Source organism: Pseudomonas sp. GM30, assembly GCF_000282275.2.
Classification (GTDB): domain Bacteria; phylum Pseudomonadota; class Gammaproteobacteria; order Pseudomonadales; family Pseudomonadaceae; genus Aquipseudomonas.
In genome coordinates this window covers 159,785-174,076 of sequence record NZ_AKJP02000027.1, presented here as the reverse complement: position 1 = coordinate 174,076, position 14,292 = coordinate 159,785, and the positions used below count along the sequence as shown (strand labels likewise).

Annotated in this window: 17 protein-coding genes; 3 read left to right on the top strand and 14 right to left on the bottom strand. The window is 60.7% G+C overall.

Annotated elements, in window-relative coordinates; genetic code table 11:
• Positions 1–207: 207 nt before the first annotated feature.
• From PMI25_RS18620 to ubiE, 9 genes are all read right to left on the bottom strand, one after another.
• Entirely contained in the window at positions 208–915 is a 708-nt protein-coding gene (locus tag PMI25_RS18620; protein WP_007961771.1) for a 16S rRNA (uracil(1498)-N(3))-methyltransferase, read from the bottom strand.
• Complete coding sequence (tatC, locus tag PMI25_RS18615) at positions 912–1,703, bottom strand: twin-arginine translocase subunit TatC (RefSeq protein WP_007961773.1); 792 nt, start codon at positions 1,701–1,703, stop codon at positions 912–914. Before tatC ends, PMI25_RS18620 begins: the two co-directional genes overlap by 4 nt.
• Complete coding sequence (tatB, locus tag PMI25_RS18610; protein WP_007961776.1) at positions 1,700–2,149, bottom strand: Sec-independent protein translocase protein TatB; 450 nt, start codon at positions 2,147–2,149, stop codon at positions 1,700–1,702. The genes tatC and tatB overlap by 4 nt, the downstream gene beginning before the upstream one ends.
• Positions 2,150–2,158: 9 nt before the next feature.
• On the bottom strand, positions 2,159–2,440 hold the full coding sequence (locus PMI25_RS18605; RefSeq protein WP_003220847.1) for a twin-arginine translocase TatA/TatE family subunit: 282 nt from the start codon (positions 2,438–2,440) through the stop codon (positions 2,159–2,161).
• A gap of 25 nt (positions 2,441–2,465) precedes the next feature.
• Positions 2,466–2,798, bottom strand: a complete 333-nt coding sequence (locus tag PMI25_RS18600; RefSeq protein ID WP_007909355.1) for a phosphoribosyl-ATP diphosphatase — start codon at positions 2,796–2,798, stop codon at positions 2,466–2,468.
• Positions 2,791–3,192 (bottom strand): phosphoribosyl-AMP cyclohydrolase, encoded by a 402-nt coding sequence (gene hisI, locus PMI25_RS18595; protein WP_003220851.1) that lies wholly within the window; start codon positions 3,190–3,192, stop codon positions 2,791–2,793. The genes PMI25_RS18600 and hisI overlap by 8 nt, the downstream gene beginning before the upstream one ends.
• Positions 3,193–3,272: 80 nt before the next feature.
• Positions 3,273–4,877 (bottom strand): ubiquinone biosynthesis regulatory protein kinase UbiB, encoded by a 1,605-nt coding sequence (gene ubiB, locus PMI25_RS18590; protein WP_007961777.1) that lies wholly within the window; start codon positions 4,875–4,877, stop codon positions 3,273–3,275.
• On the bottom strand, positions 4,874–5,497 hold the full coding sequence (locus PMI25_RS18585; protein WP_007961778.1) for a ubiquinone biosynthesis accessory factor UbiJ: 624 nt from the start codon (positions 5,495–5,497) through the stop codon (positions 4,874–4,876). The genes ubiB and PMI25_RS18585 overlap by 4 nt, the downstream gene beginning before the upstream one ends.
• A complete protein-coding gene (ubiE, locus tag PMI25_RS18580; protein ID WP_007961779.1) occupies positions 5,497–6,267 on the bottom strand; it encodes a bifunctional demethylmenaquinone methyltransferase/2-methoxy-6-polyprenyl-1,4-benzoquinol methylase UbiE in 771 nt (256 codons plus the stop codon). The genes PMI25_RS18585 and ubiE overlap by 1 nt, the downstream gene beginning before the upstream one ends.
• A 154-nt stretch (positions 6,268–6,421) precedes the next feature.
• Between ubiE and PMI25_RS18575 the strand changes: the two genes are divergently transcribed.
• From PMI25_RS18575 to PMI25_RS18565, 3 genes are all read left to right on the top strand, one after another.
• The gene (locus tag PMI25_RS18575; protein WP_003220859.1) at positions 6,422–6,697 is read left to right on the top strand and encodes a polyhydroxyalkanoic acid system family protein; all 276 of its coding nucleotides are present in this window, start codon (positions 6,422–6,424) and stop codon (positions 6,695–6,697) included.
• A gap of 243 nt (positions 6,698–6,940) precedes the next feature.
• The gene (locus PMI25_RS18570) at positions 6,941–7,363 is read left to right on the top strand and encodes a phasin family protein (RefSeq protein WP_007961780.1); all 423 of its coding nucleotides are present in this window, start codon (positions 6,941–6,943) and stop codon (positions 7,361–7,363) included.
• A 10-nt stretch (positions 7,364–7,373) separates the two neighbouring features.
• Positions 7,374–8,291 (top strand): phasin family protein, encoded by a 918-nt coding sequence (locus PMI25_RS18565; protein ID WP_007961781.1) that lies wholly within the window; start codon positions 7,374–7,376, stop codon positions 8,289–8,291.
• A 112-nt stretch (positions 8,292–8,403) separates the two neighbouring features.
• Here PMI25_RS18565 and PMI25_RS18560 read toward each other — a convergent pair whose 3' ends face one another.
• From PMI25_RS18560 to PMI25_RS18540, 5 genes are all read right to left on the bottom strand, one after another.
• Positions 8,404–9,024: a TetR/AcrR family transcriptional regulator gene (locus PMI25_RS18560; protein ID WP_007961782.1), complete on the bottom strand. Its 621-nt coding sequence runs from the start codon at positions 9,022–9,024 to the stop codon at positions 8,404–8,406.
• A 30-nt stretch (positions 9,025–9,054) separates the two neighbouring features.
• Positions 9,055–10,737, bottom strand: coding sequence for a class II poly(R)-hydroxyalkanoic acid synthase (gene phaC, locus PMI25_RS18555; RefSeq protein ID WP_007961783.1), 1,683 nt, complete (start codon positions 10,735–10,737; stop codon positions 9,055–9,057).
• Positions 10,738–10,876: 139 nt separating this feature from the next.
• On the bottom strand, positions 10,877–11,731 hold the full coding sequence (gene phaZ, locus PMI25_RS18550; RefSeq protein ID WP_007961784.1) for a poly(3-hydroxyalkanoate) depolymerase: 855 nt from the start codon (positions 11,729–11,731) through the stop codon (positions 10,877–10,879).
• 222 nt (positions 11,732–11,953) lie between these two features.
• On the bottom strand, positions 11,954–13,633 hold the full coding sequence (gene phaC / locus PMI25_RS18545) for a class II poly(R)-hydroxyalkanoic acid synthase (RefSeq protein WP_007961785.1): 1,680 nt from the start codon (positions 13,631–13,633) through the stop codon (positions 11,954–11,956).
• Positions 13,634–13,890: 257 nt separating this feature from the next.
• Positions 13,891–14,271, bottom strand: coding sequence for a gamma-butyrobetaine hydroxylase-like domain-containing protein (locus PMI25_RS18540; RefSeq protein ID WP_007961787.1), 381 nt, complete (start codon positions 14,269–14,271; stop codon positions 13,891–13,893).
• Between the last annotated feature and the right edge of the window lie 21 nt (positions 14,272–14,292).

Below are 14,292 nucleotides of genomic sequence, written 5' to 3'. Positions count from 1 at the left end.
CCACTAATTGGACTTATGGGGACTGTATCGGCTGGGTGATGGCAATCTATAACCCGATTTGTCGGAAGCGCAGCGACATTGTGGCGATGGAGCTTGCTCCCGCCCGGCGGCGCAGCCGTCGCAAAACTGACAAACACATTTTCATCTGAGGGAAGAGCAATGGCCGCTTCGCGCCCAAGCGGGAGCAAGCTCCCTCGCCACAGTACTTTAGAACAGGCGGGCGAGCAGGGCGGTGACGGCGGTTTCGACGCGCAGGATGCGCTCGCCCAGTTGCACCGGTTTCAGGCCGGACTTGCCCAGCAGGTCGATTTCGTAGGGGATCCATCCGCCTTCGGGGCCGATCGCCAGCGTTACCGGTTCGCTCAACGCACGCGGGCACGGCGGGTAGTTGCCGGGATGGCCGACCAGACCGAGGGTGCCTTCGCTGATCGCTGGCAGACGATCTTCGACGAACGGTTTGAAGCGCTTCTCGATGATGACTTCCGGCAGCACGGTATCGCGGGCCTGTTCGAGGCCGAGGATCAGGTTCTCGCGAATCGCTTCCGGCTCGAGAAACGGCGTCTGCCAGAAACTCTTCTCGACCCGGTAGCTGTTGAGCAGAATCACCTTCGACACGCCCATGGTCGCCACGGTCTGGAACACTCGCCGCAGCATCTTCGGCCGTGGCAGGGCCAGCACCAGGGTCAGCGGCAGTTTGGCCGGCGGTGGTTGATCGAGGGTGACACGCAACTCGGCTTCGCCAGCTTCAAGGCGCAGCAGTTCAGCCGAACCCATCAGTCCGTTGATGCGGCCGACGCGCAGGCTGTCCCCGACTTCCGAGCGGTGCACTTCCTGCATGTGGGTCAGGCGCCGGTCACGCAGCACGACGCGGTCGGCCGCGATGAAGTCGGCCTCTTCGAGCAACAGCAGGTTCATGCCTGGGTCGCTGGCGGCTGGTCGTTGTGATCGTCGGCTGGCGTTTCGTCCGGGCGTTCGCGCTTGCTGATCAGGCCGCCGAACAGAATGCCGATTTCAAACAGCATCCACATCGGTACCGCCAGCAGGGTCTGCGAGAAGATGTCCGGCGGGGTGAGGATCATGCCGACCACGAAGCAGCCGATGATCACGTACGGGCGGATCTTCTTCAGGTATTTGACGTCTACCACGCCGATCCACACCAGCAGCACCACGGCCACCGGAATTTCGAACGCGACGCCGAAGGCGAAGAACAGCGTCATGACGAAGTCGAGGTAACTGGTGATGTCGGTCATCATTTCCACGCCGGCCGGGGTGGCGGCGGCGAAGAACTTGAAGATCAGCGGGAACACGAAGTAATAGGCGAACGCCATGCCGGTGTAGAACAGCAGGATGCTCGACACCAGCAGCGGCACGGCGACGCGTTTCTCATGCTTGTACAGGCCCGGCGCGATGAAGCCCCAGATCTGATGCAGGATCACCGGAATCGCGAGGAACAGCGAGACCATCATCGTCAGCTTCAGCGGCGTCAGGAACGGCGACGACACGTCAGTGGCGATCATCGTCGCACCGACCGGCAGGTACTGGCGCAGCGGCGTCGAGACGAAGGTGTAGATCTGCTGGGTGAACGCGAACAACCCGGCGAAGATGATGAACACCGCCGCCACACAACGCAGCAGGCGGGTGCGCAACTCGGTGAGGTGCGATACTAGCGGCATGTGCTGGTCGTTTTCGGGAAGATCGCTCATGGGGCTCGCGGCGGCAATGTAGGGTCGTGAGGGGCCGGCGCTAAGGGCGCGGCGGCTGGAGCAACGTGTTCAACCGAGATTTCTGCAGATGCGGGCACCGTTTCTGCCTGTGTGGCGGGTGCAGGTGTCACCGGAGCGACTGCGGCAGGGCTGTGAATCGTCTGCTCACCCACATGCTCAACCGGGGTCGGCTCTTGCTGAACCGGCGTGAAAATCTTCCGCGCCTCCTGCTCCAGCGACAGAATGTGCTCGTTGTGCAGTTGCCGACGGATCTCGTCGGCACCGATTTCACGCTCAACTTCCTGTTTGATCGCGTTGAAGCTGCGCTTCAGCCGGCCGACCCACAGGCCAGCGGTGCGCGCAGCGCCCGGCAGACGCTCGGGGCCCAGCACCAGCAGGGCGACGAGGCCGACGAGCAGCAGTTCAGAGAAGCTGATACCAAACATTTGTCAGTCTCACACGTCTTTGCGGATCGGCTCTTCGACTTTCTGCGCCTGCACGTCGATGGTGTGCGGCGGGTTGGCCTGAGCGGTGGCTTGCGGCTGCACCGGTGGTACTGGCTGCGCAGGCGTCACGGTCGGATCGGCGGCTGGCTTTTCGTCATCGTTCATGGCTTTGCGAAAGCCCTTGATCGACTCGCCGACGTCGGTGCCGAGGTTTTTCAGTTTCTTGGTGCCGAACACCAGCACCACGACTACCAGAATGACGATCCAGTGTTTCCAGTCAAAAATGCCCATGTTGCTGTTCCTCTCTAAAAATTGTTCAGGCGGACGGACGCGAGGCTTTCTCGACGTGTCCGGACAGGCCGAAGCGACGATCCAGTTCATCCAGCACGGCCTGCGGATGCTGCCCCAGTTGGGCGAGCATGACCATGCTGTGGAACCACAGGTCGGCGGTCTCGTAGATCACATCGCTGCAGTCACCGCTGATGGCGGCGTCCTTGGCGGCAATAATGGTTTCGACCGACTCTTCGCCGACTTTCTCCAGAATCTTGTTCAGGCCCTTGTGATACAGACTAGCTACATATGAGCTGTCGGCCGCTGCGCCTTTGCGCTCTTCGAGCACTTCGGCCAGGCGAGTCAGGGTGTCACTCATGTTTGTGTCCTGCGGAATAGATGGCGTGCGGGTCTTTCAGAACCGGGTCGACCGTTTTCCAGTCGCCGTTTTCGTAGACGCGGTAAAAGCAGCTTTGACGGCCGGTATGGCAAGCGATGTCGCCGATCTGTTCGACCATCAGGATGATCACGTCGGCGTCACAGTCCAGACGCATTTCATGCAGGGTCTGTACATGGCCGGACTCTTCGCCCTTGCGCCACAGCTTGCCACGGGAACGTGACCAGTAGATTGCACGGTTTTCCGCAGCGGTCAGTTCCAGCGCTTCGCGGTTCATCCAGGCCATCATCAGCACGCGTCCGGTCTTGTGATCCTGGGCAATCGCCGGCACCAGGCCATCAGCGTCCCACTTGATCTCGTCCAGCCAGTTTTTCATCTTCGACTCCGACAGCGAACCCGTACTTCAATAGTCGGGTTCAGGCGTTGAAACAGTGTGCCAGCCGATCAGCGAACTGGCTATCGGCGAACGACCAGATACAAGCCGACGGCCACCATGATGCCCGCCGGCCAATGCCCCAGTTCGTGCAGCGGGCCACCGGCGGCGAGGATCGTCCCGCCGGCCAGATGTGCGCAACCGAGCAGGCGCAGGAACCAGTCGTCCTTGCGTTTGTGCCACGGTGGCGGCGGGTCGTAGGCGTGCGGTTGCGACATGCGTTCGAGCAGATCGCGGGCCATGTTGGCCAGATGCGGCAGTTGTTCGAACTGGCTCTGCACGTTGCCGATCAAGGCTTTGGGGCTGACGCGCTCGCGCATCCAGCGCTCGAGGAACGGCTGCGCGGTGTTCCACAGATCCAGATCCGGGTACAGCTGACGACCGAGGCCCTCGATGTTCAACAGAGTCTTCTGCAGCAGAACCAGTTGCGGCTGCACTTCCATGTTGAAACGGCGCGCGGTCTGGAACAGGCGCATCAGCACCTGGCCAAATGAAATATCTTTTAACGGTTTTTCGAATATCGGCTCGCACACGGTACGGATCGCCGCTTCGAATTCGTTGAGCTTGGTTTCCGCCGGGACCCAGCCCGAATCGATGTGCAACTGCGCCACGCGGCGGTAGTCGCGCTTGAAGAAGGCGAACAGGTTGCGCGCCAGGTAGTCCTGGTCTTCCGGGGTCAGGCTGCCGACGATGCCGCAGTCGATCGCGATGTACTGCGGGCTCCACGGATTGACGGTGCTGACGAAGATATTGCCCGGGTGCATGTCGGCGTGGAAGAAACTGTCGCGGAACACCTGGGTGAAGAAGATCTCTACGCCGCGCTCGGCGAGCATTTTCATGTCGGTGCGCTGGTCGGCGAGGGTCGCCAGATCGGTCACCTGAATCCCGTAGATGCGCTCCATCACCAGCACTTTCGGCCGGCACCAGTCCCAATAGACTTGCGGCACGTAGAGCAGCGGCGAGCCTTCGAAGTTGCGCTTCAACTGGCTGGCGTTGGCCGCCTCGCGCAGCAGATCGAGTTCGTCGTAGATGGTTTTTTCGTAGTCCTGCACCACGTCCACCGGGTGCAGCAGGCGGGCGTCGGCGGAGACTTTCTCCGCGGCGCGGGCGAGGATGAACAGCCACGCCAGATCCTGGGCAATCACCGGTTTCAGGCCCGGGCGGATCACCTTGACTACCACTTCTTCGCCGGTCTTCAGTTGTGCGGCATGCACCTGCGCCACCGAGGCCGAGGCCAGCGGTTCGACGTCAAAGCGACTGAACACTTCGCTGATCTTCTTGCCCAGTTGCTCCTCGATCAGCTTGATCGACAGCTGCGAATCGAACGGCGGCACACGGTCCTGCAGCAGCATCAGCTCATCGGCGATGTCTTCCGGCAGCAGGTCGCGACGGGTCGAGAGAATCTGCCCGAACTTGATGAAGATCGGCCCCAGATCCTGCAGCGCCAGACGCAGGCGCGCGCCTCGGCTCAGCTCCAGCGGCTTGCGCGGCAACCAGCGCCACGGCAGCACGTAGCGCAGCGCCAGGAGAAACCAGGGCAGCGGCAGATCGAACAGCAGGTCATCGAGGCGGTAGCGGATCACGACGCGCTGGATGCGCAACAGACGGCGGACGGCAAGCAGCTTCATGCGTTATCGCTTGGGTCGAGGGATCGGGAAAGGCGCTCGAAGCGCGCCTCGAGACGTTCCAGATCAACTTTGATCCGGTCCAGTTCGCTGAACCGCGCTTCGGCTTCGCGCTGCCCGACCAGGGTGCGCGATTCTTCAGCGAGGTATTCGGCGAGGTTCTGGTTGAGGCTGGCAAATCCTTGTTGATACCAGCGTGCGCGGCTGCGCAGATGACCGCCAATCAGTTGCGTGGCGACCGGGCCGAGCCAGCGTGAGAGTTCGTACTCCCAGTCCAGCTCGAGGTCCTGCAGCACCCCGGCCAGTTCCAGCAGCACGCCGCTGTCACCGTCGAGCTCGACTTCCGGGGCGTGCAGCACCGCGGTCTTGTCTTTGCTCACGGCCAGTTTCACCAGGCTCGACGCCGGGGCGCGCAGGGTGCAGTCGACGCCGGTTTCCCAGTGCGAGGCGAGCATCAGGCCTTCATCGCTGGGCAGGATGAACAGTTGCAGCGCCGGGCTGCGGCAGTCGACGGCAATCACCTTGCCGGTCAGATGCGCCAGCCGCGGCAGCGCCGTGCTGTCGAGACGCAGCACCCGGTTGAGGCCGAGTTCGACGCTGGCGAGCAGCCCGGTGAGCAACATCAGGGCTTGATGCCGCGGTGCAGGGCGACGATGCCTGCGGTCATGTTGTGATAGGTCACGCGGTCGAAACCGGCGTCGACCATCATCGACTTCAGGGTTTCCTGATTCGGGTGCATGCGGATCGATTCGGCCAGGTAGCGATAGCTTTCCGAATCGTTGGTGATCAGCTTGCCCATCAGCGGCATGAAAGCGAACGAGTAAGCGTCGTAGGCTTTCGACATCAGTGCGTTGGTCGGCTTGGAGAACTCCAGCACCAGCAGGCGGCCGCCGGGCTTGAGCACGCGCAGCATCGAGCGCAGGGCGTCTTCCTTGTGCGTCACGTTGCGCAGGCCGAAAGCGATGGTCACGCAGTCGAAGTGATTGTCCGGGAACGGCAGTTTTTCCGCGTCCGCCTGAACGAATTCGACGTTGCCCGACACACCCAGGTCCAGCAGGCGGTCACGCCCGACCTTGAGCATCGATTCGTTGATGTCGGCCAGTACCACCTGACCGGTCGGGCCGACCAGATGCGAGAACTTTTTGGTCAGGTCGCCAGTGCCGCCGGCGATATCGAGCACGCGGTTGCCTGCACGCACACCGGACAGTTCGATCGCGAAACGCTTCCACAGACGGTGCATGCCGCCCGACAGAAGGTCGTTCATCAGGTCGTACTTGGCGGCTACGGAGTGGAATACCTCAGCGACTTTTTCCGCTTTCTGGCTTTCCGGAACGTTTTTGAAGCCGAAGTGTGTGGTGGGTTCGGCATCGCTGCCTTTGCGCTGATCAGTCATATCGCTGTCACCAAAAGAGAATGCGCGACATTCTAATCCCCAAGCCATGCTTTGTCTTGGAATGGCTAAAGGTAAGATGGGCAACCTTCGGGACGATTTGCCGCAGACGCGGTCAAGATTTACCGTCACCTATTCATCAAGCAGGAGTCATTCGATGGCCAAAATCAGTGTTGAGCGTGCCCATAGCCTGGGCAAGGAAGCCGCCCGCGAGAAGGCCGACAAGCTGGCGCAGAAACTCTCCGATCAATATGGCCTGGAGCCGCAGTGGTCGGGTGACACCCTGAACCTCAAACGCTCGGGCGTGAAAGGCGCGGTGCATGTGGCTGACGATTCGATTCGTGTCGATGTGGAGCTGGGCATCATGATGTCGGCCATGAGCGGCATGATCAAAGCCGAGATCGAGAAGGCGCTGGACAAAGCGCTGGTCTGATTTCTGTCTGAAACAAGATCTCCTGTAGGAGTGAGCCTGCTCGCGATAGCGTCGTGTCAGCCAATAATTCTTTGAATGACACGACGCTATCGCGAGCAGGCTCACTCCTACATTTGTTTTGTGGTGCTCCCGGGCTTTTATGTCAGTTGTTAGGGTGCCGTTTCTAATTTTTCTCCCTACTTTGTGCCTGAGCCCGACACTTTTGCGGGCAGTTCCTCAAACCTTCTGCGCGTGAGGTGCACCATGGCCAAAGTCATTCTGAAGAAAAAAATCGACGCTTCGACTTCTGCTCTGAGCGACGTCAAATCCTATGCCCGCAAGATCTGGCTGGCAGGCCTGGGTGCCTACACCAAGGTCGGCCAGGAAGGTAGCGACTACTTTCAAGAGTTGATCAAGGCTGGTCAAACTGTTGAAAAGCAAGGCAAAAAAGCCGTCACCGAAAAACTCGAAGCCGCCAACGCCGAGATCGACGAAGCCAAGGATGAAGTCAGCTCGTTCAAAGGTCGCGTCGAAGTTCAGCTCGACAAGGTCGAGAAGGCGTTCGACTCCCGTGTAGCAAGCGCCTTGAATCGTATCGGCATTCCGTCTAAACATGACGTTGAGACACTCTCTGCTAAGCTCGATGAGCTGACGGCATTGCTCGAACGCGTCGCGCGTAAATCTTAAGGAGAACGGGATGGCTGGTAAAAAGAACACCGATAAAGAAGGCAGCTCGTGGATTGGGAAAGTCGAAGACTACTCCCGCAAAATCTGGCTGGCTGGTTTAGGCGTGTACTCGAAGATCGACACTGACGGCAGCAAGCTCTTCGATACATTGGTCAAAGACGGCGAGAAAGCCGAGAAGCTCACCAAGTCTGCAGTCGGCAAAAAAGTCGATGCCGCCAAGGACTCCGCTTCTTCGGCCAAGTCGCGCATCAGCGGCGTGAAAGATCGCGCACTGGGCAAGTGGGACGAGCTGGAAGGGGCTTTCGACAAGCGCCTGAACAGCGCGATTTCGCGCCTCGGTGTGCCTAGCCGCAACGAAGTCAAAGCGCTGCACAGCAAGGTCGAGACTCTGACCAAGCAGATCGAGAAACTCACTGGCGAGAAGGCACGTCCGGTAGCGGCGAAAACCGCTGCGGCCAAACCAGCCGCTAAAACTGCAGCGGCAAAACCGGCAGCCAAAACAGCGGCCAAGCCATTGGCCAAAGCGGCTGCCAAACCGGTGGCGAAGGCTAAAGCAGCCGTTAAATCCGTAGCGAAAACGGCTGCCGCCAAACCTGCTGCGAAAGCAGCGGCCAAGCCGGTTGCAGCCGCCAAGGCCGCTGCGAAGCCTGCCGCTAAAACGGCGGCGAAGCCAGCAGCCAAGCCAGCAGCCAAGCCAGCAGCGAAAACCGCTGCCGCCAAGCCTGCGGCCAAACCGACTGCGGCGAAAAAACCGGCAGTGAAAAAACCGGCCGCGCCGAAAGCCGCTGCGCCAAAACCGGCAGCTCCGGCAGCCAAGCCTGCTACCCCGGCAATCCCGGCCAGCGCGTCGAATTCCGCCGCTGCACCGACTCCGGTAGCTACCCCGACTGCCGCATCGACCCCGTCGACGCCAACCAGTCAGTCCTGATTTTTCAGGGCAAAACAAAACGCCCGGCCTGTGAAGGTCGGGCGTTTTTGTTTGAAGATCAAAAGATCGTCCGATCGCGGCCCGAGCCTTCGGACGATCTTTTGATTCTGGGTCACTCGTGATCTTCGAGGTATTGCAGGGCCATCCGCTCCGTCGCCACCTTCACCGGCGGCAGCAGATGCGGCGCCACCAGCATCATGATCTGGTACACCACCAGTTTGACCTCGCCCTCGCGATCGAGAATCCGTTGATAGTCCAGCGAAAACAACAGAGTCATGGTGATCTGCTCCACCAGTTGGCCCAACGCCTGGGTATCACTGACCAACTGCCCTGCTGCCTTCAACCGCGCCAGCAATGACGCCAGCGTACGCTTGAGCGCATTGAGCAGGTTGCGAATGCCCTTGGCCAGCTTCGGCAGGCGCCCGGCGAGGTTCGACAGGTCCTGGAACAGAAAGCGGTACTGCGCCAGGCGCTCAACGATCAGGTGCAGGAACAGCCAGTAATCCTCCGGCGCCAACTCGACATCCGATGGCGGGTCGAGCAGCGGCGCCAGCTCATTCTGAAAGCGTTCGAACAGGCCGAGAATCAACGGCTCCTTGCCGTGAAAGTGGTAGTAGAGGTTGCCGGGGCTGATCCCCATTTCGTTGGCAACCTCCATGGTGGAGACGTTGGGCTCACCCTTTTCGTTGAACAGTTGCAGGGCACATTCGAGAATCCGGTCGCGGGTTTTCATCCAGTCTTCTTAGAAAAGTTCGGTTAAGCGTCAGCGCACATGCACGTAGGTGCCGGGTGCTGCCTCCATCGGTGGATAGTTCGGATTGCCGAGGGTAAACGTGGTCTCGTGCTGTGTGCCGGAGCGTTGCTGAATCCACTCCAGCCACTGCGGCCACCAACTGCCGTCGACGCGTTTGGCGTCGTAGTACCAGGCGCGTGGATCGCTGCTGAGCTTGCCGTTCTCGACGTAATTGGCTTTCGGGTTGCTCGGCGGGTTGAGGATGCTCTGCACGTGCCCGCTGTTGGACAGTACAAAGCGCCGCTCGCCACCGAGCAGCAGGGTCGAGCGGTACACCGCGTCCCACGGCGTGATGTGGTCGTTCATGCCAGCCACGCTGAAGCTGTCGACGGTGACTTTCTGCAGATCGATCGGCGTGCCGCAGACTTCCAGCCCGCCCGGGTGGGTCAGCGGGTTGTGCTTGAAGAAGTCCAGCAGGTCGCCGTGGAAGGCGGCGGGCAGGCGGGTGTTGTCGTTGTTCCAGTAGAGGATGTCGAAGGCCGGCGGCTCTTTGCCGAGCAGGTAGTTGTTGACGAAATAGCTCCAGATCAAATCGTTGGGCCGCATCCAGGCGAACACCTTGGCCATGTCGCGACCGTCGAGCACGCCTCGCTGGTAGGAGCGGCGTTTGGCCGCTTCGATGGTCTGTTCGTCGGCGAACAGCGTGGTCGGGGTCTCGATCTCGCTGTCGAGCAGGCTGACCAGATAGGTCGCACTGGAGATCCGTCGCAGTTGCCGCTTGGCCTGCAGATGACCCTGTAGCGCGGCGATGGTCAGGCCGCCGGCGCAGGCGCCCATCAAGTTGACCTCGCGCGCGCCGGTGATCGCCCGGCAGATGTTCATCGCTTCTTCCACCGCCTCGACGTAGGTCGACAGGCCCCATTCGCGGTGACGCACGTCCGGGTTGCGCCAACTGATCATGAAGGTCTGCAGGCCGTTTTTCAGCGCGTACTGGACGAAGCTGTTGTGCGGGCTGAGATCGAAAATGTAGTACTTGTTGATTTGCGGCGGCACCACCAAAAGCGGCTTGGCGTACTGCTTTTCGCTCATCGGCTTGTACTGGATCAGCTCGAGCATCTCGTTGCGAAACACCACGGCGCCGGTGGTGGTGGCGACGGTCTTGCCGACTTCGAAAGCCTGCTTGGTGACCTGACGCGGCAGGCCATCGTTGTGCAGCAGATCATCGAACAGGTGGCTCAAACCGCGCACCAGACTCTGGCCGCCGGAGTTGAACAGTTCCTTCACCGCCAGCGGATTGAGCAAGGTATTGGAGGGCGCCACGGCATCGTTGAGCAAAGTGAACGCGAAATGCGCGCGGGCGCGGTCGTCCTCGCTCATGCTGCTTTCATCGATCCAGCTCTTGACCTGTTTCTGCCAGGCCAGATACGCCTGCAGGCTGCGCCGGTAGAACGGATTGAGGCTCCACGCCGGGTCGGCGAACCGCGCGTCCTGCGGGTTGGTCGGGTGCAGGGTTTCACCGAGCAGCACGCGACCGAGCTGGCCACCGAGTTTCAAGGCGTGTTTCGCGCTGTGAATCGGGTTGCGCAGACCGTGGGCGGCGACGCTGCGCAAGGTCGAGAGCAGGTCCCGCCCACGCAGGCCGGTCATTGCACTTTGTGCATTGATGAACACGGCGGGGCTGGGCACTACGCCCGTCGCAGGTTTGTCGCGCATGACTCAACACTCCTTCGTCTTCAGGTCAAAAACAAACTCACCGAACCAGAACACCATAGTCGCTGTTACGGGTTGCTGCCTGCGCGGCGTCCTGCCACGCACGTTGTTCAAAACCCTGCATAAAGCCTGCCGCCGTGATTTATCCGCCCAGCGGCGTCGGATGCGGGTGCATGACGGCGCGCTGCCGTTCCTCCTCAAGGAATTTCATGATGATCGGCGCCACGGCTTCGGCGCGGGTGATCAGGAACAAATGACCGTCGTCGATGATGTGCAGCTGGGCATTGGGAATCCGCCAGGCAAGCATGCGCATGTTGATCAGCGGGATCAGCGGATCGTCGTCGCCGGCCAGCACCAGGGTCGGCTGATGGATCTTGTGCAGCCAGTGAATGCTGGTCCAGCCCAGGCCGGCGAACAGTTGCCAGTAGTAACCGAGCTTGCCCGCCGAACGCACTTTCGCCGCATGGCTGGCAGCCAGCGTCGGGTCGCGGCGGAACGAGCCGCCGTAGATCAGCGGCGCAATGCGGATCACGTGCGATGGCTGGATGTAGCGCCGGGGACTGGCCATCATCCACAGCACTTTCGGTTTTCCCGGCACCATGAAAGCCCCGGCCGCCGTCGCTGCCAGCACCAGTTTCTTGCAGCGCTCGGGGTAGTCATGGGCAAACTGCTGCGCCAGCGCGCCGCCCCACGACACGCCGATCACATTGACCTGACCGTAGTCGAGGTAGTCGAGCATCCGCGCCGTCAGCTTCGCCAGCCCGGGAAAGCGATACGGCCGGCTCGGCGTCGACGAGCCGCCGACACCGGGCACGTCGAAGGCGATCACTTCCAGATCCGGGTCCAGCGCCGCGACAAACGGAAACACCAGCTCCAGGTTGGCGCCGATGCCATTGAAAATCAGCAAGGGTGTCAAATGAGGCTTGCCGGGGCGTACCGCGGTGCGGAGGGTCTGCCCATCCAGATCGACGGTACGGAAAATGAACGGTTGCGGCATGCTTCAGGCCCTGTGAATTAATTCATCCCCGCTCCCCTGCAGGAGTGAGCCTTGTGGTGAGGGGATTTATCCCCGATCGGCTGCGCAGCAGTCGCAAAATCATTACGCACGGTTTTTCAGAACTACCGCGTCAGATGGTTTTGGGGCCGCTTCGCAGCCCATCGGGGATAAATCCCCTCACCACAGTTTCACCCCACAGTTCGGGGAGCCGAGGTGTGTCAGTTACCGCTCATGAACATAAGTGCCCGGCGAGGCCTCGCCTGCCGGGTACGCCTTGTTGCCCAGTTTCAGTGGTGCCTTTTTCAGATTGCCCGAGCGCTCGGCCTGCCACGCCTGCCAGTACAGCCACCAGGAATCGGTGTGCTTGGTCGAATTCTCCTGCCAGTCGTCGGCATTGGCGGCCATGCCTTCGCTGGTCATGTAGCGCGATTTCGGGTTGCCCGGCGGGTTCAGGATGCTCTGGATGTGCCCGCTGCTCGACAGCACGAACTCGACCTTGCCGCCAAACAGCTGCGCTGACTTGTAGCAGGACTTCCACGGGGTAATGTGGTCGTTGGTGCCGGCCAGCGAGAAGATGTCGGCGGTGACCTGCTTGAGGTCGATCGGCGTGCCGCACACTTCCAGTGCATTGGGGCGGATCAGTGGATTGTTTTTGAACATCTCGATCAGGTCGCCGTGGAACGCCGCCGGCAGCCGGGTGGTGTCGTTGTTCCAGAACAGGATGTCGAACACCGGCGGCTCGTTGCCGAGCAGGTAGTTGTTGACCCAGTAGTTCCAGATCAGATCGTTGGGGCGCATCCACGCGAAGACCTTGGCCATGTCTTTGCCTTCGAGCACGCCGGCCTGGTACGAGTGGCGCTTGGCGGTCTCGAGGGTCTGCTCGTCGACAAACAGGGCGACGTCGCTGTCCAGGGTGGTGTCGAGCACGCTGACCAGCAGGGTCAGCGCGTTGACCTTGTTCTGGCCGAGGGCGGCGTAGTGGCCGAGCAGGGCGGTACAGGTGATGCCGCCGGAGCAGGCGCCGAGCATGTTCACGTCTTTGCTGCCGGTGATGGCGGTGACCACGTCGACTGCTTCTTTCAGCGCATCGATGTAGGTTGACAGGCCCCACTCGCGCTGGGCCTTGGTCGGGTTGCGCCAGCTGACGATGAAGGTCTGCACGTTGTTGCGCAGGCAGAAGCGCGCCAGACTCTTGTCCGGGCTCAGGTCGAACACATAGAACTTGTTGATCTGTGGCGGCACCACGAGCAGCGGGCGCTCGTGCACCTGCTCGGTGATCGGCTTGTACTGGATCAGCTCCAGCACGTCGTTGCGAAACACCACCGCGCCTTCGGTCACGCCCAGGCTCTTGCCGACCTCGAACGCGCCCATGTTGACCTGGCTCGGCATGCCGCCGTTGTGCACAAGATCCTTGGCCAGATGCGAGAGGCCGTCGAGCAGGCTTTTGCCGCCGGTCTCGAAGAAGCGTTTGACCGCTGCCGGGTTGGCGGCGGTGTTGGTCGGGGCCATGGCTTCGGTCATCAGGTTGATCACGAAGTGGCCGCGAGCGATGTCTTTGGGTGACAGGCTGCTATCGTCGATCCAGGAATGGAGCTCCTTGCGCCACGCCAAGTAAGTTTGCAGATAACGTTTGTAGAGCGGGTTCTGACTCCACGCCGGATCAACGAAGCGACGATCATCGCTGGCCGGTTGCAGTTCGGATTTGCCGAACAGCACGTTCTTCAGTTCAAGACCGAAATGGGTCACGTGCTTGACGCTATGGATCGGTTGTTTGATGGCCTGGGTCAGCACCATTCGAGCAGAGGCCAGCAGATCCTTTCCGCGCAGCCCAACGACGGGATTAAGCCCCAGGGTGTTTTCCGAGGCTTGGTACTTCAGGTCATCGTTATTCTTGTTACTCATCTACGACGCTCCATTGTCCTGAGACGAGTACCCGGTGTTGTGCTGTGCAGTTCCACAGCGAATGCCAGGTACTACTGCTCGGGTGACCGTTAATTCTGCATAGCTGCTTTACAGTCGTAGAGCACTGCAGGGAACTTGCCAGCTCCATTGGTTACCCGAGTTTAATTTTTTTCGCAAGCGGCCGATCCTCGACCACTTGGCGCAGCATTCAAACAGATGAATTTAGAAAATGCCCTCTAAAGAGCAAGAGTCTCGGACTAGAGCATCAGCTTGACGATCGACTGGTCCGGATCGCGAGTTTTCCCGGCGGCTTTGAGCTCAGCGAGATAATCGGCCCAGAGTGCGTCATGACGTCGCCCCAGCTCGTAGAGGTATTCCCAGGTGAACAGGCCGCTGTCGTGACCGTCGTCGAAGGTCAGTTTCAGTGCGTAGTGACCGGCCGGTTCCAGGTCGCTGAGGCCGACATTGAGTTTGCCGAATTGCAGGATCGGTTTGCCGTGGCCCTGGACCTCGGCGGAGGGGGAATGCACGCGCAGAAATTCGGCGGGCAGGGTGTACTCCTCGCCGGACGCGTATTTGAGCGTCAGGGTTTTCGAGGCTTTGTGCAGTTTGATGTCGGTGGGGATCATGTTGGTCATGGGGCCAGTCATCCGTCTGAA

Bases quoted from the DNA above. Each gene is read 5' to 3' on its own strand.
- PMI25_RS18565 (WP_007961781.1), top strand. From the start codon at position 7,374: ATGGCTGGTAAAAAGAACACCGATAAAGAAGGCAGCTCGTGGATTGGG.
- PMI25_RS18560 (WP_007961782.1), bottom strand. From the start codon at position 9,024: ATGAAAACCCGCGACCGGATTCTCGAATGTGCCCTGCAACTGTTCAAC.
- phaC (WP_007961783.1), bottom strand. From the start codon at position 10,737: ATGCGCGACAAACCTGCGACGGGCGTAGTGCCCAGCCCCGCCGTGTTC.
- PMI25_RS18620 (WP_007961771.1), bottom strand. From the start codon at position 915: ATGAACCTGCTGTTGCTCGAAGAGGCCGACTTCATCGCGGCCGACCGC.
- phaZ (WP_007961784.1), bottom strand. From the start codon at position 11,731: ATGCCGCAACCGTTCATTTTCCGTACCGTCGATCTGGATGGGCAGACC.
- hisI (WP_003220851.1), bottom strand. From the start codon at position 3,192: ATGAAAAACTGGCTGGACGAGATCAAGTGGGACGCTGATGGCCTGGTG.
- phaC (WP_007961785.1), bottom strand. From the start codon at position 13,633: ATGAGTAACAAGAATAACGATGACCTGAAGTACCAAGCCTCGGAAAAC.
- PMI25_RS18585 (WP_007961778.1), bottom strand. From the start codon at position 5,497: ATGTTGCTCACCGGGCTGCTCGCCAGCGTCGAACTCGGCCTCAACCGG.
- PMI25_RS18575 (WP_003220859.1), top strand. From the start codon at position 6,422: ATGGCCAAAATCAGTGTTGAGCGTGCCCATAGCCTGGGCAAGGAAGCC.
- PMI25_RS18570 (WP_007961780.1), top strand. From the start codon at position 6,941: ATGGCCAAAGTCATTCTGAAGAAAAAAATCGACGCTTCGACTTCTGCT.
- tatC (WP_007961773.1), bottom strand. From the start codon at position 1,703: ATGAGCGATCTTCCCGAAAACGACCAGCACATGCCGCTAGTATCGCAC.
- PMI25_RS18600 (WP_007909355.1), bottom strand. From the start codon at position 2,798: ATGAGTGACACCCTGACTCGCCTGGCCGAAGTGCTCGAAGAGCGCAAA.
- tatB (WP_007961776.1), bottom strand. From the start codon at position 2,149: ATGTTTGGTATCAGCTTCTCTGAACTGCTGCTCGTCGGCCTCGTCGCC.
- ubiB (WP_007961777.1), bottom strand. From the start codon at position 4,877: ATGAAGCTGCTTGCCGTCCGCCGTCTGTTGCGCATCCAGCGCGTCGTG.
- PMI25_RS18540 (WP_007961787.1), bottom strand. From the start codon at position 14,271: ATGACCAACATGATCCCCACCGACATCAAACTGCACAAAGCCTCGAAA.
- ubiE (WP_007961779.1), bottom strand. From the start codon at position 6,267: ATGACTGATCAGCGCAAAGGCAGCGATGCCGAACCCACCACACACTTC.
- PMI25_RS18605 (WP_003220847.1), bottom strand. From the start codon at position 2,440: ATGGGCATTTTTGACTGGAAACACTGGATCGTCATTCTGGTAGTCGTG.